Here is a 21,584-nt window from a genome sequence, read left to right as displayed (position 1 = left end):
TTATGCTGCCTCCGTCTCTTTTGCTTGGTAATGCTGATAAATCATCATCGGAACAACCAGCAAGATCAGCAAAGCAATGGCAACAGCAGAAGCAACAGGCCAATCTTTATTGGCACCAAACTCGTTAAAGAGTTGCCTTCCGATCATAGCAACATTACCGCCACCTAATAGATCGGGAATAACATATTCACCCGTAGCAGGAATGAATACCAACATTGATCCTGCAACAATTCCAGGAATTGATAGTGGAAGAGTAACAGTTAAGAAGGTTGTAATTGGTTTTGCACCTAGATCTGCAGCTGCTTCATTTAGTGTCATATCCAGTTTTTCAAGACTTGCATATAAAGGCAAAATCATGAACGGCAAATATGAATACACGATCCCGACATATACAGCGAATTGTGTGTATAGGAATTGATGAGGCTCATCCAAAATACCGAGGAAAATCAGGATGTCGTTTAGCTCTCCACCTTGGCCAAGGATGCCCATCCATGCATAAACGCGTAACAGGAAAGAGGTCCAGAAAGGTAAGATAATAAGTAATAGTAAAATATTACGGACAGATGTCGAAGATCGCACAATGCCATATGCAATAGGATAACCAATCAATAAACACATGATCGTCGAGTTAAAGGCAATGACCACTGAATTGAGATATGTCTCATAATAGAGCTCATCTTCCCAGAGATATGAGAAGTTCTCAAAGATCAAAGTGACAGTTAAATATCCATCTTCGGCCCATTCCCATAGAGGCGTATAAGGAGGTCTTGCATAAGCCGGTTCCGCCAGAGATACTTTAAGAACAAGGATGAAAGGTGCTAGAAAGAAGATTAATAACCAAGCATATGGTATTAATAATAAAAGAAATTTCCAGCTCTGTTGGAGTTTGTCATCCAACCAGGAAAGCGTAGATCGCTCCTGTATTGATGACTCATTTGAGATCGCATTATCACTCATTTTGTCAACAATACCGTCGCGGACGGCTCCCATGTTAATGTTACTTTATCATCCCAGTCCACAGCCCATTCTGCATCTTTTGGACGCACAATATTTTGTGCAGTGGTTTGAACGATACGACCTGAGTCCAATTTAACACGATAGATGGAGTGATTTCCCATATATCCAATATCATCAACAGAACCACGTAGTTGGTTCGGACCTTTGGTTACTTCTTCTTTATTTATAACAAGTTTCTCTGGGCGAACTGCCACCCAAACTTTTTGCCCTTCTTTCACATTCTGACCATGATCGATGTAGAATTCTGTGCCGTCTGTGCCTTGTACAGTTACATGATCAGCACTGTTATCGGTTACACGGCCTTCAAACATATTTACGTTTCCGATAAACCCAGCCGTAAAGCGGCTTTCTGGATATTCGTAAATTTCAGTTGGCGTACCGATTTGAATGATATCACCTTGATCCATCACAGCGATTCGCGTGGAGAGCGTCATTGCTTCTTCTTGGTCATGCGTTACGACCATAAAAGTAATACCAAGCTGTTCTTGCAAATCCATCAATTCAAATTGAGTTTGTTCACGGAGACGTTTATCCAAGGCACCTAATGGTTCATCTAAAAGGAGCAGCTTTGGTTTTTTTACTAATGCGCGTGCTAAAGCAACACGTTGACGTTGACCACCAGATAATTGATGTGGTTTACGAGAGGCAAATTGGCCTAATTCCACCATATCAAGGATTTCGGTAACGCGGCTTGCAATTTCTAGTTTTGGAACACCATCACGTTTTAAGCCATATGCCACGTTTTTCTCTACAGTCATATGCGGGAAGAGAGCATAAGATTGGAACATCATATTCACAGGACGTTCATAGGGTGGAATACCAGCCATGTCCTGACCATCAATAAATATATGACCAGATGTGACTTCTTCAAATCCTGCGAGCATTCGTAATAATGTCGTCTTACCGCAGCCAGACCCACCTAAAAGTGAGAATAACTCACCCTGATATACGTTTAGATCAATACGGTCGACGGCTGTGAATGCACCAAATTTCTTGGTTACATTTTGGATCTTGATGAAAGGCTCTATGCTTGAATCAAGCCAAGGCCGATCTTCAATTTTAGTATCTAATGGCACCCTGCTTACTCCGATTAATTGTTACTTAGTTTGATCGTCTATATTAAAAATGTGATCACAATATGTAAAGTTTTAATGTGATCACAATTTTAATAAGTAGAAAAAGAAAGGCGTAATCCAGTTAGGAAAACGCCTTTCTTATTAAGTTACAATTAGTTGGCAGACTTAAAGTTTGTCCATGTGCGTGTGCGAACACGGTTTACTTTTTGTGGTAATGTCTCACCAGTATACATTGTCGCAACTTCTTCTGCTGGAGGGTAAGCTGCCTTACTGCTTCTTACCACTTCGTCGACAAGCTCATCGGCTGCATGGTTAGTATTTGCATACCAAACCGCATTAGAAGCATCAGCAGCAACTTGTGGGCGATTCATATAGTCAATGAATTTATGGGCACCATCTACGTTACCTGCATCTGATGGAATCATCCAGGAGTCTACCCAAAGCGCTGATGCGCCAGGGTGAGTAAAGAAGTCAACCTTAAGATCTAAGCCTGCTTCATTTGCAGCATCTTGAGCTAATAGGCCATCCGGACCCCATGTAACCATGACGCAAAATTCTTTTTCTGCTAAGCGTGTGTAAGCATAGTTATCAAATGTTTTAATATATGGGCGAACGGATGCTAGTAATTCGCCAGCTTTTTTGTAATCTTTTTTATTTGTCGAATTTGGATCTAAGCCAAGATAACCAAGCGCCATTGGGATAACATCTTCAGGGGAATCTAAGAAAGATACGCCACATTGTGCCAGTTTTTCCATATTTTCTGGTTTGAAAATCATATCAAAATTCAATGGTGCATTTGGTAGTACTTTTTCAACTTCGGAAGGAACGAAAGTAACGCCATTTGTGCCCCATGTGTAAGGTACCATGTATTTGTTACCTGGATCCCACTTTTCCATAAGTTTCAAAATATCTGTACGAATATTTCCATAATTAGATAATTTGCTCTTATCGATTTCGTGTAAAATACCTGCTTTAACAAGCTTCGCAGAGGTAGAAGAGGAGTGGTCTACAACGTCATAGCCTGTTTTACCTGCTAAAAGTTTTGCATCAACAGTTTCAACTGAATCATATGTATCATAAACTACATTGTAACCGGTTTCTTTAGCGAAATCTTCAATTGTTGTCTCACCAATATATTCAGCCCAGTTATAAATGCGTAAATCTTCCGCGCTAGCAGAAGTCGCAGCAAACGTCATCGCGGCGGTTGCTGCACCTGCAAACGCAGATTTTAATGTTGCTTTCTTCATTTAGATAGTCTCCCAAATTTTTTAAAAGTGACCTGTTCTGCCCGTTTTAAGCCTGTGCATGGCTGTATCTAAATAATTATTTAATAGTAGGATGCCAAAATATGATTTGATCACAATATAAAAAAACGACCAAATTTTGACTTCTACTCTTTCTGGAAACTTTAGGTGATTGCAAAATCTCCAGAAAATACCGGAAAAACAGACACTTGCATATAATGCCATTATTTTTCCGTTTTGGCAAAGCAGATACAAGCTTTGCAAAACTTTATTCATCTAACCCTTATTTTAGCCTGCGTTTGTACATTTCAACTTGATCCATACAATCTGGATAGATTGATGATACAACATCCAGTGTCGCGTTAAGCGATTTTTTTCGATCAAATCTTTGTGGCGTTAAAAGGTAACGATTCCATAACCCGTTAATCATACTTTCAATTGTCAGCATAGCACTATGGCCATCCATCTTGGCAGTAGAGGCGGCGCTTAGCTTTTCACATTCTGTCTCGATGATATTGCCGAACTCTATATCTACGTCATTATATAGCTCTTTATACAATGGGTGTGCTTTTGCTTCTCCCCAGAAAGCATGCCATATCCCGATTTTCTTTTCGTTACATATCTTGGGATCGAAATCTGTTCGTATCATTGTACAAAGGCGATCGATAGGTTCATCTGGTGCTTTTGAAAGTGCGGATTGTAACGTGTTTCTATATTCGCTTGTCATATAGCGCAACGTTTCCTCAAAAAGTATCTCTTTACTTTTGAAATGGAAGATTACAATCCCTTGAGACAAGCTTGCTTTTGTTGCCACCTTTGCAAGGGTTGTACCCGCAAAACCAACTTCATCAATACAATCTAATGTCGCATCAATAAGTTGTTGTCGCCGAAAGGCCTTATTTGCGGCCCGGCTGCGACTAGGTTTTTTAACCTCTGGTTTGATAGTCATGGTATTCATTGTGATCAAATTTTCTGATTCTTTTTTACTTTCGTCAATTAAAAAATATTGTTTAATAAATACAGTATATTACAAGTAATAATTAAATGAGCGCTCAGTTAATAGTGGACATTATTAAATTTTTATGTGTAGCATATGGTCGTTTGAAGAAACTCGGAGAGTGGGTGAACCCACATTTTCTAGGGGAGTGAGTATGAAAAAATATGACGCTATTGTCGTCGGAGCAGGACATAATGGCTTAACCACAGCCAGTTTCATGGCCAAAGCGGGCCTAAATGTTCTTGTTGTTGAGAAGAACGATTATGTCGGTGGAGCTGCGTGTAGTTTGGAATTGCACCCGAATTGGACATATTCAAATTGTTCCTATGTATGTAGTTTGTTGCGGCCGGAAATTGTACGTGATTTAAATTTGCCATCTTATGGTTTACAGGTGGTTCCATATTCTGGTGGTGGCACTTTTATGGCAAATGGAGATCACTTAGCGCATTATACTGATCATGATGCTTACCGCCAGGAAGTGGCTCGTCATTCCAAGCGGGATTCAGAAGCTTATGAGAGGTTTTCGACATTTCTGTCAAAGCAATGTCGTTTTGTTAAACCGTTATTAATGCGCATGGCACCGGACCCCACATCATTTAATCCACGTGATTTACACGAATTGATGTTTTTGGCGAAAAGATTTGATGAATTTTCCGAAGCTGATATGCATGAAACTATCCGTTTCTGGACGATGTCTGTTGCCGAATTCCTTGAAGAATATTTTGAAAGTGATGTGGTTAAGGCGACTATTGCCGGAGCCGGAATTATCGGTACAGCTTTAGGTCCAATGTCACCGGGTACAGCCTATGTATTACTACATCATTACATGGGGGAAGTTGATGGCAATATCGGTGCATGGGGATTCGCCCGTGGCGGTATGGGAGCCATTTCCAAAGCTTTAGCTGCTTGTTTCAAAGATCATGGTGGTGAAATCGTCATGGGGAGTGGGGTTGACCAAATTCTTGTGAAAAACGGTCGCGCCGTTGGCGTTGCTCTAGAAAATGGTAACGAATATTACTCAGACACTATTGTTTCGAATGCCGATGTGAAGCGTACATTCTTGCAACATGTTGAACGTAAACAACTTCCCGACGATTTCGTTAGGAAAGTGGAACGTTTTAAGATCCGTGGTTCTTCGGGAAAACTGAATATTGCCCTCGATGGTATGCCAACTTTTGCAGGGGTTGAAGATAATCATCCAATACTAAATGGTGATATGCATTTCACTGATTCTTTGGAACGCATGGAGCGTGCGTATGATGATTGGAAAAATGGTACTTGGTCAAAGGATCCGTATGTCGATATGTTGATACCAACCCGTACAGACCCAACGATGACGCCACCCGGTAAGCACTATATGACTGTGTTTATACAATATGCTCCTTATGAACTGGCAAATGGTGAAAGTTGGGATGGGCCTGCTCGTGATGGACTAGCGCAATCCGTTATCGATCAAATTGCAGAACGCAGTCCGAATTTCAAAGATCTCATCCTTCATTATGAATGCCGCACACCTTGGGATATTGAACAGGAGGCGGGTATTACCGAAGGGAATATTTTCCAAGGTGAATTAACTTTTGATCAGTTGTTATTTAACCGTCCTGTGCCGGGATATGCGCAATATCGCTCTCCGATTAAAGGTCTTTGGATGTGTGGATCATCAACCCATCCAGGTGGTGGAGTGATGGCTGCACCAGGGGCAAATGCCGCACGTGAAATCCTGCGTGATATGGGCGCAAAACAAACTGTGAGAGGATAAGGGCATGACAAAAAATTATGATTCAATTGTCATCGGCGGTGGCCATAACGGTTTAGTATGTGCCGCTTATCTTGCAAAGGCAGGACAAAAAGTCATTGTTCTTGAAGCGAACGAAAAAGTAGGCGGTATGGCAATCACCGGTGAACTTGGTGGTGTTAAAGTGCCGACTATTGCACATGTTGCGCGTGCTGTGCACCCGACGGTGATAAAAGATCTGGGATTAAATGTGGAAATAGCCAAAGCTAATATCCCAATGATTGCGCTAGATACTGATGGACAGCACCTAAAGTTCAAAGGAAATCAGGTTAGTGGAATGAACGGCGCGATAGTATCTGCGGAAGATATCAAAGGATACAAATCAGTTCATCGGAATTTACAACGATTTGCAAAATTCCTTAGTCCTATGATGGAGGCGAAAGCACCTAGGTTAAAAAATCGAGATCGAGAGGATACCTGGAACCTTATTAAACTTGGAGTGAAGCTACGCTTGTTAGGTAAACAAGATATGCAAGAATTTTTGCGTATTGCTTTGCTTAATATCGCGGACCTTCTGGAAGATAATATTGATAATAAACAACTCATTGGTGCGGCTGCTATGGATGCGTGTTGGGGAACGCATTTGGCACCGCGATCACCTGGATCAGTTTTGACAGCAATGTATCGTGAAACTGGTCATATGAAAGGAACACGTGGTTCTGCCCATATTGTGAAAGGCGGCATGGGAAATATTACTGATAAGCTTCAAAAGATTTGTACTGATCTTGGCGTAAATGTTCAAACGAATGCCAAAGTTTCCAAGATTGTCATCGAAGATGATTGCGTTAAGGGTGTTGAGTTAGCAGGTGGTGAAATTATCACGGCGAAAAATATCTCTTCAAACGCTGATCCTCGCCGAACAATGTTGGATATGGTTGGCGCAAAGCATCTAGATATTAATTTTACACGTCGAGTAAATAATATCAGAGATAAAGGTGATACAGCTAAAGTGAACTTGGTTTTAGATAGATTACCAAATTTCAAAGGGCTTTCCGAAGAAGATTTGAAAGCACGCTTGTTAGTATGTCCAGACATCCTTTATGCTGAACATGCCTTTAACCATTGTAAATACGGTGAAATGGCGGAAAAGCCGGCTCTTGAAATTACAATTCCATCAGTTTCTGATAGCAGTCTTGCAAATGGTGGAAAACATGTGATGTCTATCGTCGCACAATACGCACCTTATAAGTTAAAAGCCGGTTGGTCTGAGGAAACACGTAATCAGTTATTTGAAAGTGTTATCAAAGTTTTAGAACAATATGCCCCCGATATTCGGGAATGCATCGATGTAAGTGAAACTTTAAGCCCAGCAGATATTGCTGAACGCTTTAATAATAGCGGCGGTCATTGGCATCATGTGGAAATGCAAGTTGATCAAATGTTGATGAACCGTCCGATCCATGGAGCTGCACAATATAATACACCAATTGAGGGGCTGTATCTATGTGGCGCCGGTGCCCATCCGGGCGGCAATGTGACCGGTGTTCCAGGCATGAATGCGGCCAAACGTATCTTAAGTCAAAAGAAATAGGGGAGGTTGATCATGTCTATTGCTATTGAAAGATCAAAACTGGGTATTAAAGAGACACCTTTCTTTCCACGTTTAAAGGAATTAAGCACAACAGCCCATTGGGAGCATTGGGGTGGGTATTTATCGCCTTCAGAATTAGAATCTCTTGAGTTGGAGTATTTTGCAATCCGTTCAAATGCCACAGTCTTTGATATTTCACCTATGTGTAAATATCGCATTCAAGGACCTGATGCAGAGAAATTTATGAATCGATTGGTCACACGTGATGTGCGTAAGGTAAAGCCCGGGCGTGTATCTTATGTTGTGTGGTGCAATGATGAGGGACATTTACTAGATGACGGGACAATTTTCCGTTTTGGTGATGATGATTTTCGTCTTTGTTGTCAGGAACGCCAATGGGATTGGTTGATGTCTGCAAAACTTGGTTTTGATGTTGAGATAATAGAGGAAACTGATCAGATTGCTGCTATTCAATTTCAGGGGCCCACCACATGCTGGTTCTTAAAGCAATTAGGTTTGGAAAGTGTTGAAAATCTCAAAACTTTTGACCTAAAGTATTTTAATTGGAATGGGAGCAAACTCCTTGTATCTCGCACCGGATTTACAGGGGATCTGGGGTATGAGTTGTGGATTGAGAATGAAAAAGCTCTTGATCTGTGGGATGCTTTATTTGCGTTGAAAGATGAACGCCATATCCGTGCAATTGGTAGTGGAGCGTTAAATCTTGCACGTATAGAGGCTGGTTTCTTGGCGCCGCATGTTGACTTTCTGAGCGCGGATCATGTTCTACGTTCTACTCGCGGACGTACGCCGTTTGAAATGGGCCTTGGATGGCAAGTTGATTTTAACAAAGGACAATTCAATGGTCGGCGTGCCCTCTTAAAATCGCAGGAAGATAAAACAGATCGGTATTGCTTTGTTGGATTTGAGATCGATGGGAATAAACCTGCTGATCATTCGCTTATCTATTACAAGAAAAAGCAGGAGATCGGACATTTTACCTCTGCCATGTGGTCGCCAACTCTAAAGATGAATATTGGGATGGCACTTTTAAAGCTTCCATATGGAGATAGTGTTCAAGAAGATCTTTGGACAGAAATCTATACTGAAAAAGAACTGAAATACGATGTTACCATGGCTAAACTCAAAGTGACAGATCGTCCTTTCTTTAGAAATAAACGACGAACGGCTACACCACCGGCAGATTTCTAGTAAATATAAATTCACATTTTGCGACAAAGGCTTGTCTAAAAGGGTCAAAATTCCCGAAATTAGACAAGCCTTTGTCGTTAAAAAGCATTTGTGATCACGAAAACATATGTATTATTCTTTTTAAATGATAATTTAATAGGTGTTACATGACTGAAAATTTGCAAAACCGTTTATACGATACAGAAGAAATTCAAGAAAAGGATAATGCTTTCATTCATCCTTGGGAAATGATGGATACTGTTGGCGATAATAAGCGTACAGTTATTGCAGAAGGTGATGGCATCTATATTTATGATTCAGACAATAACAAGTTGATGGACGGCCCTGGTGGTATGTGGTGTGTGAATATTGGCCACCGCCGTCAGGAAATGGCTGATGCGATCGCTGAACAGGTTATGCAGCTATCTTATGCGTCACCATGGTCTATCACTAACGGTCCTGCATCTGTTTTTGCGGACGAGATCGCAAAACGTGCCCCAACTGACATGAATCATGTATTTTTTACAACAGGTGGGTCTACTGCGGTTGATTCCGCGGTGCGTATGGCGCATTTGTATTTCCAATTTCAGGGTAAGAAATCAAAAACGCAGATTATTTCTCGGGCTTATGGGTATCATGGATCTACTTTCTTAGGCGCAGCGATCACTGGTAAACCGCGCGAAGAAGAATGCATGACGGTTGCAGAGGGCCTGGTGCATCATATTCCGTGTCCAAATCCTGCTCTTAAACCAGAAGCTATGAGCATGGCAGACTTTCTTGATGAGAAAATTGCAGATTTGGAAAATAAAATTCTTGAATTAGGTGCTGATAATGTTGCTTGTTTTGTCGCTGAGCCCATTATGGCTTCTGGTGGTGTGATTGTACCGCCGGAGGGGTATCATAAACGCACATGGGAAATTTGTAAGAAATATGACGTGCTTTATATTTCTGATGAAGTTGTTACCGCATTTGGCCGTTTGGGGCATTATTTTGCATCTGAAGATGTGTTTGATATCGTGCCAGACTTTATTACTACTGCAAAAGGCCTAACTTCTGGTTATGTGCCATGTGGTGCAGTTGTTGTTCATGATCGCATTATCAAGGCGTTTAAAGAGGGCGACAATAATGCCATGTATTCAAATGGCTACACATATTCAGGTCATCCGGTTGCCTGTGCTGCTGGTTTGAAGAATATGGAGATTATTGATAACGAAGGATTGTTGGCACATGTACGTGAAGTCGCACCTTATTTTCAATCTCGTTTGCGTGAATTACTGGAAATGCCTCTCGTAACGGAAGTACGCGGTATGGGGTTAATGGCAAGTGTCGAATGTCGCGTTGAAGGCGAGGACGACATGGGCACTTTGTATAAAGTGGCTAGTCTTGTTGATCAATATTGTCAGGAATTAGGGTTGATCGTAAGACCAATCTATTCTTCCTGCGTGATGTCACCACCACTAACAATCACTAAAGATCAAATTGATGATTTGGTTGGCATGCTTCGTCAAGGTATTGAGCGTGCGCAAGATGATTTGATTAAAGAAGGTGTTTTAAAAGCGTAGATGCCTCTAATTTCCTGTAAACTTTACAAGGCAGTTGAAAAATCGACTGCCTTTTTTATCTTAAGCAAATGAGAAAAGTAGAAGAACTTAAAAATATAGGCCCCAAAACGGCGAGATATCTGCTTGAGGTAAATATCATCACCGAATATGACTTGCGTGAATGCGGAATTGAGGAAGCTTTTCGGCGGGTATTTTTTCGATTTCAAGATGAATTAAAGTTTACATCCGTATATCTATATGCGTTGGAAGGTGCGTTGATGGATATCCATTGGAATGATATCCCTCAAAAACGTAAAAATGATCTTAAAGTTATATTTAAGAAAATATGCAGTAAGTGATTTATTTTATTACCATTTTGAGAATACGCTTCTTAAGAAATTCATACTTTCTTCGATGCTGGTTTCACGATCATAATCTGGATTTACCAGCAAGGTTTGGCTTGCATGTTCCATAATGCCAATGATGCCCAAAGTGATGGCGCGGGGATTCATGGGGCGATCCTCAGCCGCACATAAGGCCTCGATTGGGGCGTAATAAGCGGCATAATAAGCTGCATCATGTTCTTCACAGATACGAGTGTAATCTTCGCGAGAACGAGATTCGCTATAAAAAGCATACCATAAAGCGGTCTTGCGATGATCAAATAAAAGCTCTGATAAACTTGTATTCACTAATGATATGAGTTGTTCCTGTGGAGAGTTACCTGCTTCATCCAACGCCTTTTTATGTGTCTCAATAAATTCATCGGCAACAAACTTTAAGGTGGCGTGGAGCAGGGCGGTCTTGCCAGAAAAATGAAAGTTTACCATTGCAGCGGTCATATTGGCTGCAGCCGCAACTTTTTGAGAGGTGACGTTGGATAAACCATGTTCAGCCACAACTTCCAAGGTAGCATTTATAAGAGCTGCACGACGAACCTCTTGTGGTTCTCTTGTTCTTTTCTTTTGTGGTTGTGTTGCCATCTATCTTGTTCTTTTTAGCTATTAAACGCGTATTTTCTAGCAGAATTTATCTCACAGGCAATTTTGTCAAATGCTTTTGCAAAAATATCGATAATCAACTGTTTCAATTTCGTATATTTTGTTGCTGTTACGGGAATAGATATGCTAAAAAATACAATATATAGGGGTTGGTTGGGTTCTTTTACATTTGGCAGAAATTAGTTGTTTGATTTTAGGCTAGAATCTGGCTGATTCAGTTCATGTTATTTTTTAATGACTTTATATAAGTTTGATAGTTTGGAAGAGAGAAGACGTTGAGCGACACATCAAATACAGCAGAAGTAGTTGATATTTCTACGGTTACCATCGAATCTGAGATGAAAAAATCCTATCTCGATTATGCGATGAGTGTAATCGTAAGTCGTGCATTGCCGGATGTACGTGATGGAATGAAGCCGGTGCATCGTCGCATTCTCTATGCGATGAAAGAAAATGGATACGATTCTTCCAAACCTTTCCGTAAATCTGCCCGTATTGTCGGGGATGTAATGGGTAAATATCACCCTCATGGTGATAGTGCGATTTACGATGCCATGGTACGTATGGCGCAAGATTTCTCTTTACGTTTACCTTTGATTGATGGTCAAGGTAACTTTGGCTCTATGGATGGTGACCCGGCCGCTGCGATGCGTTATACCGAGGCTCGCCTACAAAAATCCGCCGAAGCATTGCTGGATGACATTGATAAAGAAACTGTCGATTTTGTACCAAACTATGATGAATCTACGAATGAACCAAATGTTTTACCTGCACGTTTCCCCAATCTTTTAGTGAATGGAGCAGGCGGTATCGCGGTTGGTATGGCCACAAATATTCCACCACATAATTTGGGTGAGGTGGTTGATGCCTGTATCGCTAAAATTGATACACCAACCATCACTATGGAAGAATTGATTGAGATTGTTCCAGGGCCAGATTTCCCAACAGGCGGTATTATCCTTGGTCGTTCTGGTAGTCGTTCTGCGTTAACTACTGGTCGTGGCTCCGTTGTGATGCGTGCCCGTACCGACTTTGAAGAAGTACGCGCGGGACGTAATGCGATTATCGTGAGCGAAATCCCGTATCAGGTGAACAAGGCCCGCATGATTGAAAAAATCGCGGATGTTGTTCGTGACAAAACTGTTGAAGGCATTGCTGATCTTCGCGATGAGTCAGACCGTGACGGTGTGCGCGTTGTAATCGAATTAAAACGTGATGCGGTCGGTGAAGTTGTACTGAACCAGTTATTCCGTTACACACCTCTTCAAACAAGTTTTGGTGTGAACACACTTGCGTTGAATGGTGGGCGTCCACAACAGATGAACTTGTCTGAAATCTTGGATGCATTCATCGATTTCCGCGAGGAAGTTGTTATTCGCCGTACGACATATGAATTGCGTAAAGCACGTGAGCGTGCACATATTTTGGCCGGCTTACTTGTTTCCATTACGAATATTGATCCTGTTATCGAATTGATCCGTAAGGCGCCAGATCCGGCAACAGCACGTGAGCAGTTGATGGAACGTGATTGGAATGCAGGATCTGTTGAAGGGTTCATTCGTTTGATTGACGATCCGGGCCATGAAGTTGTCGATGGTAAATATCGTCTTTCTGAAGCACAAGCACGCGCCATTCTGGAACTTCGCTTACAACGTTTGACAGGTATGGAACGTGAGAAGCTAGAAGCTGAGACCGAAGAACTTGCTGCAAAAATTAAAGAATTCTTAGAAATTCTACAAAATCGTGTTCGTCGCTTTGAGGTGATCCGCGGTGAGTTAGTTGAGGTTCGTGACCAGTTTGCAACTCCACGCCGTACGTCTATCGAAGAAAACGAATTCGAACATGACATCGAAGATTTGATCCAACGCGAAGATATGGTGGTTACAGTTACGCATGGTGGTTATATCAAGCGTGTCCCTCTCTCAACATATCGTGCACAACGTCGTGGTGGTAAGGGTCGTTCCGGTATGTCAACGAAGGATGATGATTTCGTTGTAAATGTGTTTGTGACAAACACCCATATTCCGGTTCTCTTCTTCTCCAATAAAGGGATGGTATATCAAATGAAGGTATATCGTTTGCCATTAGGTAATCCGCAAGCGCGCGGTAAAGCCATGGTAAACTTATTGCCTTTGGATGAAGATGAAGTAATTACAACTGTTATGCCATTGCCAGAAGATGAGACCACATGGGCTGATCTTCATGTAATGTTTGCAACGGCAAGCGGTAATGCACGTCGTAACTTGTTAAGCGATTTCACCAATATCAAAGCCAATGGTAAGATTGCTATGAAATTGGATGAAGGTGATAAGCTGGTTAACGTTTCAGTTTGTACTGAAAATGATGACGTGTTGCTTGCGACGGCGAAAAGTATGGCAATGCGTTTTGCAGTGACAGATATCCGCGTATTCGCTGGACGTAATTCTACGGGGGTTCGCGGCATTCGTTTAGCTGATGGAGATGAAGTGATTTCCATGTCTATCATTCGTCACAGTGATGATACTTCTGATCAACGTCGTGATTATTTATCTGGTTCTAACGCGAAACGTCGTTTGAATTCCGGGAATGAATATTCAAATGCGGAAGATAAAGCGCGTGATGAGGAAAAAGCAGCGATCTTCAACGACCCGCATTATGTGGATATGGAAGAGCGTGAAGAGCTACTTCTGACCGTTGCATCCAACGGTATGGGGCAGATGTGTTCGGCCTATGATTATCGTGTGACAGGGCGCGGTGGTAAAGGTCTTGGAAATATGGATTTACGTGATGATACAACTGTTGTTGCATCCTTCCGTGTTGAACCAGGGCTTGATGAGATTATGCTCGTAACCAATGGCGGTCAAATCATCCGTATGCCATTGGATAGTGTACGTCGAGTGAGCCGTAATTCTAAAGGTGTTCGGTTGTTTAACGTTTCTGCAGATCACCGTGTCGTTTCTGTCGCCCGTCTTCGCGATGAGGGGGATGATGAGGAAAACATGAATGAAGAAGGTGTGGAGGGCGAAGTTACTGCATCTGAGGCACCTTCTGTAGAAGACGGCGTTGCCGCAGAAGCAGTAGAAGAAACACCAACTGACGGTGAAGAAGGCTAAACTCATGGAAAGAGTGGGGATTTATCCGGGAACATTTGACCCGATTACAAAGGGACATTTAGATATCATTGAACGTGCAGCAAGACATCTTACTGATGTGTTGATTGTATCTGTTGCCGTGAATGCCGGTAAAGGTCCACTCTTTTCTTTAGAAGAACGAGTCGCATTAGTTGAACAAGAGATTGCAAAGTTAGATGTCCCAAGCAAGATACTTGTGCAGCCCTTTGAAAAGCTCTTAATGCATCACGCCGAAGAAGTCGGCGCGAACATGATTGTTCGTGGATTGCGTGCAGTTTCAGATTTTGACTATGAATTTCAGATGACTGGTATGAATGCTAAGATCAATTCTTCTATCGAAACAGTTTTCTTAATGGCTTCTGAAAGCCATCAGTTTATTGCCAGCCGTCTTGTAAAAGAGGTAAGTGCTTTAGGTGGGGATGTTTCTAAATTTGTAAGCCCTGCTGTTGAGAAAAGTCTCAAAGACAAGCAGGGCTTATAAGGTATTCAGTTTTAGGATGTAGAAAAGTGTAGGGGGCCGTTATCAAACGGCCTCTACTCGTTTTAGATAATCATTGATCTCGGTTTCGAGAGCTTCGCGTTGGCGATCCACTGTGGATGATGCATCGAGAAGCTTATTCATATTATCTACTGTTTCCTGACTGGATGCATTGACTTGAGAAATATCAGTTGCAACATTATCTGTTTCTGAAGCAACAAATTGGATATTTGTAGAAATTTCCTGTGTTGCTGCTTCTTGCTGTTGAACTGATGCAGCGACACCGGATGAAACTTCATCCACTTCAGCAATACTGCTTTCGATAGATGTTACAGCTGATACAGCATGCTGTGTTTCCTGTTGAACACGTTGAACCAGTTGAGAAATCTCATCAGTTGCACTAGACGTTTGGTTTGCGAGAGATTTAACCTCATTCGCAACTACAGCAAAGCCTTTACCTGCATCACCGGCACGTGCAGCTTCAATTGTTGCGTTCAACGCTAATAAATTTGTTTGTTCTGCGATATCTTCGATTAGCCCAACAATTTCTCCGATACGTTGAGAAGATTCATTTAGGCCATCAATTACTTCTTTAGCTTCTCCAGTTTTTTCAACTGCATTTCTAGTCGTTTCGCTGCTGCGCTGTACTTGTGCACCAATTTCACGAATAGAATGGGACATCTCTTCTGTTGCGGATGCGACTGCAGTTGTACTTTGGTTTGCTTCGCGCACGGCATTGCTCGCTGTTTGGGATTGAGTATTTACCGAGTTGGCAATAGAGGAGGTGTGTTCAGCGGTATTTGTCATTTCTTCAGATACGTTATGTAATTCATCTAAAGAACCTGCGATACGTGATTTAAACTCTTCTGTGATGTTTACAAGATTTTTTGTGCGTTGTTCCCCACGCAATGCTGCTTGTTTTTGATCTTCAGCCATTTTGGCGTTGTCAACCATGCTATCCTTAAAGATAGAGACCGTTCCTGCCATATCTCCAAGTTCATTGCTCAGGGAGAGGCCTGGGATTTCAGTTTCAAGTTTACCATTTGAGATTTCACCCATCGCATGAGTTAATCTTTTAATAGGTGCAATTACGGAACGACGAATCAAGAAAATGGTAGCAATACTACTAACCAATATGCCTATAGCAGCAACAATTATAATCAATGTTATTAATTGTTTTCCACTCTCAACCATATCTTCTCTGGCAGAGGTCATTGCTGTTTGGCTTTCATTGATAATGTCTTGTAATACAAGCTCCGCAGCATCAATAATTTTACTGCCGCGTCCATCAGAAATTCGAATTGCTTTCTTTTGTTTCTTTTTATCAATTGCGGCGATTACACGTGTTCTAATTTCGCGATAATCCGCAAGATGCTGATCAAAAAGGGCAATTTTCTCCAATTCAATTTCGTTAGAGACGACTTTTAATTCTTGAAGCTTCGAATCTAATTCGGAATCGAAATCATTAATTTGATCTATGTATTTATCCTTTAACGCTGTTGTGCGCGAAAGGATTAAACTCTTTTCAGCGCGTGACATTAAAAAAAGGAAGGTTGCAATATCTTTACTCAAAATCTCCTTTTTGACTTCCACATCAATAATGCGTGTGGAGTTACTTTGTAGGATGTTTTTTGAATAAATGGATAGAGCTGCGATAGAAACTGCTACTGCGGCCATAAAAAATACGGCGACATAGAATCCTAACGCTATCGATTTTTTCTTTGTAAATTTCACTGGTATTTCCCTGCAAATATATTTTTTTGTTTTGTATGTAATATATCGGCTAATGACATGAAGCTAATATCAATACAAGTTTGATTAGTTTGCATTTTATTTAAATGTCATTTTTCAACTGTATAATAACAGTTGCTCCCATATGGGGAATATAACCACGATTATTATAATCAATGCAATAGTATAGCACATATACTATGAAATAAGTGGATTAAATTATCTGAAGAATAATAGGAGAGAAAATAAGTGGTGGGCCGTACAAGATTCGAACTTGTGACCATTCGATTAAAAGTCGAGTGCTCTACCAGCTGAGCTAACGGCCCGTTGTCACTTATATGTTGAGAACATTCTCAAATAAAAAAAGACCTTGGAGGTCTTTCAGAAGAAGATGGTGGGCCGTACAAGATTCGAACTTGTGACCATTCGATTAAAAGTCGAGTGCTCTACCAGCTGAGCTAACGGCCCGTTCCATTTTCATTGTCGAAACATCTTCGTTGTCGACGCGGCGGAAAATAGGGGTGGTTGCCTGTTTGGTCAATGTCTTTTTTTAATTTTTTTAATTTTTTTTTCAAAAAGATGTAAGAAATTGCCCAATAATAATATTGTTTCATCATATGGCTGGTGATCGGAATTTAATGATTCAATATTGCCTCATTAAATAATGCGATAAATAAAAGATAGATTCTAATCACCTTTAAATTCTTCGACCATTTCTTGAAGACGAGATAAATCTCTTACAACTAGGGTGTTTTTTGATTTTTCAATAAGTTGCTTTTTTGACAGCTCACTAAAAACACGTGCTACTGTTTCTCTTGTGGTACTAACACGGCTTGCTATATCACTATGATTAGGAACAGGATCGATACGAGATTCATTATTTGATATACGGCCGTTTCGTGCCAAACGTAATATTTCCGCATAAACACGGTTGTTTGCCCCAAGAGTACTTAAATCCATTATGCGGTCGACTGAGGTACGAATTATTTTTGACATGCGTTGCATGAGGGTAATTGCAGTATCAGGATGTTTGATAAGTAGATCCTTAAAAGCCGTTTCGGATAAAGTTGCCACTTCTGTTTGGGTGAGGGCTACGACATTCGCTGAGCGTGGCTCGCCATCAAGGGCGGATAACTCACCAAAAAAAGTACCTTCATGTATGTCATCGAATGAAATTTCACGGCCAGAAATTGAATAGTTGACTACTCGAGCAGATCCTTTGGTGATAAAATAAATGTCTCTGGTATCACTTTGACGATCGATGATTTGCTCATTCGCAGCAAATTCCTGCCAACCACATCTTTTATTCCAAGTATCAAGATCTGAATCTGAGAAATTCTTGAATAATGGTATTGTACGTAAAGTCTTAATGTCAGCAGACAACTTAATCTCTCCCCGATTGAGAATGGAATTATTTTAAACAAATGTTTTGTAAAAGTCCCTCAAAAACTTAAGATTCGATCAAGGGAATGCCTAAGAATGTAAAAAAAAGTAACTATTTTGTGTTTAGAGAGGATTTGCTCTTTATTCAATAGCAATGCTTCCATATATAGTCTGATCAACTATCCTTTTTTACTTTCAGGATTAAAGTGGATGTCACAAGATAAAAACACAGATAAAGAACATAAATTTGGCGGTGGTTTTTTTGCGCGTATCCGCGCGTATTTTTTAGCTGGGGTTCTAGTAACTGCGCCGATTGCAATTACTTTTGCAGTTGCTATTTGGTTTATTGAACTTGTTGACAACCAAATCGTGCATTTGATTCCCGATCATCTGAATCCTGACACATATTTGCGTGAAACTCTTGGACTGCAAATTGGTTTGCCTGGATTAGGATTAATTGTCTTATTTGTCGCGATTACATTGATCGGTGCGCTTACTGCAGGCTTGGTGGGGCGTTATATTGTTCATGCTTGGGAAGTGGTCTTGAATAGAATGCCTGTTATCAGTGGCGTTTATTCTGCTTCCAAGCAAATTCTTGAAACTTTACTGAAGAATCAATCTGAAGCATTTCGTCAGGCCGTGTTGGTTGAATATCCGCGTCGTGGTGCATGGACGATCGCTTTTGTGACCGGAAATACACAAGGCGAAGTGAAACAAAAACTTGAAAATGAACAAGTAAGCATCTACGTGCCGACGACACCAAATCCAACATCTGGTTTTTTGTTATTTGTTCCAAAGGAAGATTTAAAACCATTGGACATGCCTGTTGAGGATGCGTTGAAGCTATTGATATCTCTTGGAATTGTTAATCCATCTGATAAGAAGGATAAAATGGCGAAGATCGTGAGGAAATCATTTAAAGGGTAAAACCTAATTTATCCTGAACGTAAATTTCCAACAGCTTGGTCTCTTTCGAATAGATATAAAAGGTTACGTAATTTCTTTCCACGATCGCTAGTTAGTTCTGGATCTCGACTTATGACGATTCTAGCATCATCATAAGCTGCCTGCATCAGGTCGGCATGTTCTGCTAAATCTGCAAGTTTCATTTCTGGTAATCCAGATTGACGTGTGCCAAGAACTTCACCTGCACCGCGTAACTCCAGATCTTTCTCTGCAATGATAAAACCATCTTCTGTTTCACTCATGACAGAGAGACGCTGTTTTGCAGTATCTGTTAATTTATTTGATCGAAGTAAAATACAGGTAGAAGCTTTATCACCACGGCCAATACGCCCACGTAACTGATGCAATTGTGCTAATCCAAAGTGCTGCGCATGATCGATCACCATAACGGTCGCTTCGGGCACGTTTACCCCAACTTCAATCACTGTTGTTGCGACAAGAAGATTGCAATCACCTTCAACAAAGCGCAGCATTGCAGCATCTTTATCTTTTGCTTTCATTTGACCGTGGACTATTGCTACACGTTCTTCACCAAAATGTGCAGATAAATCACGATAACGATCTTCAGCAGCAGGAAGGTCAAGAAGTTCTGATTCTTCTACCAATGGGCAAACCCAATATATTTTTGCACCGTCTTTAATTTTACGTCCTAAGCTATTTATGACTTCACTGAGACGATCCTGACTCACAACGATGGTTTGAATTGGTTGTCTTCCTGGAGGTTTATCGACGAGCCGAGATACATCTAAATCTCCGTAAGCAGACATCATCAATGTTCTTGGAATAGGTGTAGCTGTCATAACCAGCATATCAACTGCAGCTCCTTTAGACGCTAATCCTAATCGTTGATGCACGCCAAACCTATGCTGCTCATCAATCACTGCGAGAGCTAAATCTTTATAAATAACATCATCCTGAAAGAGGGCATGTGTTCCGATCAAGATATCAATTTCGCCAGCTTCAAGTCTTTCAAGAAGCGCTTTGCGTGATTTTCCTTTATCTCTGCCTGTGAGTACAGCAAGTTTAATTCCTGCTTCTTTTGTTAAAGGTTCGAGTGACTCATAATGTTGTCGTGCTAAAATATCTGTTGGTGCCATTAGGGCTGCTTGTTTACCGCATTCAACAATATTTGCCATCGCTAAAAGTGCGACGACGGTTTTTCCAGACCCAACATCTCCTTGTACCAAACGCAACATACGTGAATTTGTGGCCATATCTTCATAAATTTCGTGTAGTGTAGTTTCTTGTGATTTTGTGAGCTGAAAGGGAAGCACATTAATAATTGACTTGCGAAGAAGGCCATTTCCTTTGTATGGAAAGCCTTTCTGACGTTTAGCTTTGGCACGCATGATAGATAATGCAAGTTGATTTGCAAGTAACTCATCAAATGCCAAGCGTTGTCGAATAGGATGTTCTGGCAATAAGCTTACGCTACTACTAGGATTGTGAGCTTGTGACAAAGCCTCATTCCAGCTAGGCCAATCTTGTTTCTTTAAATAGGCCTCGTCTTGCCATTCTTCGAAATTCGGTATTTTTTCAAGCGCTTGATGTGTCGCTTTGAAAACGGTTTTTGCTGTTAAACCTGCTGCAAGAGGATAGATTGGTTCAATCTTCGGTAAGCTATCTGCTTGATCTTCTGGAACGATGAAATCCGGGTGCGACATTTGTAGACGATTTTGATAACGCTCAGTTTTACCACTTATTAATCTTGTTTCACCAATAGGCAGCTGTGCTTCTAAGTATTTTTTATTTCCTTTAAAAAATACCAAGGTTAAAAAACCAGTATCATCTTTACAAATGACTTTATAAGGACGTCGGCGATCGCTAGATGGTTCATGTCCCATCACTTGCACCTTTAAGGTGGCAACTTTACCAGGAATACATTTCTCAATAGTCGGCATATAGGAACGATCAACGATTTCACGCGGTAAATGCCATAATAAATCAATGACATGTGGTCCAGTGAGTTTTTCTAATAACACAGCAATGCGCGGACCGATGCCAGTCAGACTTTCTAATGGTGAAAATAAAGGGAATAATTTTTCAGGTCGCATGATTGTCACGTGTTTATGAATCGTTCTTATATGACTATATAGATGACTCGTCAGAATTTCCAAATCTAAATGGGTTGAACTTCATAAAACAGGATTTACCTATCTTGTCAGGACACGTATACAAAACCACTGGTTTTGTGAGGAGCATAAACATGACTGAAGCTGTTGGATCCGAAATGGATGCGCATGAAAAACGTTTAAAAAAATTGGAATTCCGATCTCAACATCGCGGCATAAAAGAACTAGATATCCTTGTTGGTGGTTTTGCTCGTAAACATCTGAGAGAATTAAGTACTGAAGACTTGTACGAGTTTGAATGTTTAATGACGGTACCGGATCAAACTTTCTATTCAATTTTACGCGGTGATGTTGAAGCGCCTGAACATGTGAAGTCTGATCTTCTAGATAAATTAATCGCCTATACAGCGGAACAGGGTAATTAAACTCTCAAGAATTTGAAGGTAATACA

At 40.9% G+C, this 21,584-nt stretch carries 17 protein-coding genes and 2 tRNA genes; 9 read left to right on the top strand and 10 right to left on the bottom strand.

Features of this window, described 5'->3' with window-relative positions; genetic code table 11:
- The 4 genes from ACOQOA_RS03565 to ACOQOA_RS03550 all read right to left on the bottom strand — a co-directional run bounded on the left by ACOQOA_RS03565 (window position 1) and on the right by ACOQOA_RS03550 (window position 4,286).
- Window positions 1-957 (bottom strand): ABC transporter permease subunit, encoded by a 957-nt coding sequence (locus ACOQOA_RS03565; RefSeq protein ID WP_420547277.1) that lies wholly within the window; start codon window positions 955-957, stop codon window positions 1-3.
- On the bottom strand, window positions 954-2,093 hold the full coding sequence (locus ACOQOA_RS03560) for an ABC transporter ATP-binding protein (RefSeq protein ID WP_420547276.1): 1,140 nt from the start codon (window positions 2,091-2,093) through the stop codon (window positions 954-956). The genes ACOQOA_RS03565 and ACOQOA_RS03560 overlap by 4 nt, the downstream gene beginning before the upstream one ends.
- Before the next feature lie 152 nt (window positions 2,094-2,245).
- The gene (locus tag ACOQOA_RS03555) at window positions 2,246-3,340 is read right to left on the bottom strand and encodes an extracellular solute-binding protein (RefSeq protein WP_420547275.1); all 1,095 of its coding nucleotides are present in this window, start codon (window positions 3,338-3,340) and stop codon (window positions 2,246-2,248) included.
- Window positions 3,341-3,620: 280 nt separating this feature from the next.
- The gene (locus tag ACOQOA_RS03550) at window positions 3,621-4,286 is read right to left on the bottom strand and encodes a TetR family transcriptional regulator (protein ID WP_420547274.1); all 666 of its coding nucleotides are present in this window, start codon (window positions 4,284-4,286) and stop codon (window positions 3,621-3,623) included.
- 202 nt (window positions 4,287-4,488) lie between these two features.
- Between ACOQOA_RS03550 and ACOQOA_RS03545 the strand changes: the two genes are divergently transcribed.
- The 5 genes from ACOQOA_RS03545 (at window position 4,489) to ACOQOA_RS03525 (ending at window position 10,751) form a co-directional block, all read left to right on the top strand.
- Window positions 4,489-6,093 carry a phytoene desaturase family protein gene (locus ACOQOA_RS03545; protein ID WP_420547273.1) on the top strand — a complete coding sequence of 535 codons (1,605 nt, stop codon included), beginning with the start codon at window positions 4,489-4,491 and terminating at the stop codon, window positions 6,091-6,093.
- Between the two features lie 4 nt (window positions 6,094-6,097).
- A complete protein-coding gene (locus ACOQOA_RS03540; RefSeq protein WP_420547272.1) occupies window positions 6,098-7,660 on the top strand; it encodes a phytoene desaturase family protein in 1,563 nt (520 codons plus the stop codon).
- A gap of 12 nt (window positions 7,661-7,672) precedes the next feature.
- On the top strand, window positions 7,673-8,872 hold the full coding sequence (locus tag ACOQOA_RS03535) for an aminomethyltransferase family protein (protein WP_420547271.1): 1,200 nt from the start codon (window positions 7,673-7,675) through the stop codon (window positions 8,870-8,872).
- A 146-nt stretch (window positions 8,873-9,018) separates the two neighbouring features.
- On the top strand, window positions 9,019-10,413 hold the full coding sequence (locus ACOQOA_RS03530) for an aminotransferase (RefSeq protein WP_420547270.1): 1,395 nt from the start codon (window positions 9,019-9,021) through the stop codon (window positions 10,411-10,413).
- A 68-nt stretch (window positions 10,414-10,481) separates the two neighbouring features.
- Window positions 10,482-10,751, top strand: a complete 270-nt coding sequence (locus ACOQOA_RS03525) for a TfoX/Sxy family DNA transformation protein (protein WP_420547269.1) — start codon at window positions 10,482-10,484, stop codon at window positions 10,749-10,751.
- Between the two features lie 9 nt (window positions 10,752-10,760).
- On the opposite strand, the gene ACOQOA_RS03520 is transcribed toward ACOQOA_RS03525, so the two are convergent.
- On the bottom strand, window positions 10,761-11,375 hold the full coding sequence (locus ACOQOA_RS03520; protein ID WP_420547268.1) for a TetR family transcriptional regulator: 615 nt from the start codon (window positions 11,373-11,375) through the stop codon (window positions 10,761-10,763).
- A gap of 293 nt (window positions 11,376-11,668) precedes the next feature.
- Between ACOQOA_RS03520 and gyrA the strand changes: the two genes are divergently transcribed.
- Complete coding sequence (gyrA, locus tag ACOQOA_RS03515; RefSeq protein ID WP_420547267.1) at window positions 11,669-14,485, top strand: DNA gyrase subunit A; 2,817 nt, start codon at window positions 11,669-11,671, stop codon at window positions 14,483-14,485.
- Window positions 14,486-14,489: 4 nt separating this feature from the next.
- Window positions 14,490-14,984 (top strand): pantetheine-phosphate adenylyltransferase, encoded by a 495-nt coding sequence (coaD, locus tag ACOQOA_RS03510; RefSeq protein WP_420547266.1) that lies wholly within the window; start codon window positions 14,490-14,492, stop codon window positions 14,982-14,984.
- Window positions 14,985-15,026: 42 nt separating this feature from the next.
- On the opposite strand, the gene ACOQOA_RS03505 is transcribed toward coaD, so the two are convergent.
- From ACOQOA_RS03505 to ACOQOA_RS03490, 4 genes are all read right to left on the bottom strand, one after another.
- Window positions 15,027-16,715 (bottom strand): methyl-accepting chemotaxis protein, encoded by a 1,689-nt coding sequence (locus ACOQOA_RS03505; protein ID WP_420547265.1) that lies wholly within the window; start codon window positions 16,713-16,715, stop codon window positions 15,027-15,029.
- 247 nt (window positions 16,716-16,962) lie between these two features.
- Window positions 16,963-17,038 (bottom strand) — tRNA-Lys (locus tag ACOQOA_RS03500).
- A gap of 66 nt (window positions 17,039-17,104) precedes the next feature.
- Window positions 17,105-17,180, bottom strand: a tRNA-Lys gene (locus tag ACOQOA_RS03495).
- A 219-nt stretch (window positions 17,181-17,399) separates the two neighbouring features.
- A complete protein-coding gene (locus ACOQOA_RS03490) occupies window positions 17,400-18,095 on the bottom strand; it encodes a Crp/Fnr family transcriptional regulator (RefSeq protein ID WP_420547264.1) in 696 nt (231 codons plus the stop codon).
- Window positions 18,096-18,305: 210 nt separating this feature from the next.
- Between ACOQOA_RS03490 and ACOQOA_RS03485 the strand changes: the two genes are divergently transcribed.
- Complete coding sequence (locus tag ACOQOA_RS03485; protein WP_420547263.1) at window positions 18,306-19,022, top strand: DUF502 domain-containing protein; 717 nt, start codon at window positions 18,306-18,308, stop codon at window positions 19,020-19,022.
- 8 nt (window positions 19,023-19,030) lie between these two features.
- Here ACOQOA_RS03485 and recG read toward each other — a convergent pair whose 3' ends face one another.
- Entirely contained in the window at window positions 19,031-21,115 is a 2,085-nt protein-coding gene (recG, locus tag ACOQOA_RS03480) for an ATP-dependent DNA helicase RecG (RefSeq protein WP_420547262.1), read from the bottom strand.
- A 152-nt stretch (window positions 21,116-21,267) separates the two neighbouring features.
- Between recG and ACOQOA_RS03475 the strand changes: the two genes are divergently transcribed.
- A complete protein-coding gene (locus tag ACOQOA_RS03475) occupies window positions 21,268-21,558 on the top strand; it encodes a succinate dehydrogenase assembly factor 2 (protein WP_420547261.1) in 291 nt (96 codons plus the stop codon).
- Window positions 21,559-21,584 lie beyond the last annotated feature (26 nt).

Source organism: Curvivirga sp. (assembly GCF_965219885.1).
GTDB lineage: Bacteria > Pseudomonadota > Alphaproteobacteria > UBA8366 > Aestuariispiraceae > Curvivirga.
This window is presented reverse-complemented; position numbering and strand designations above follow the sequence as displayed.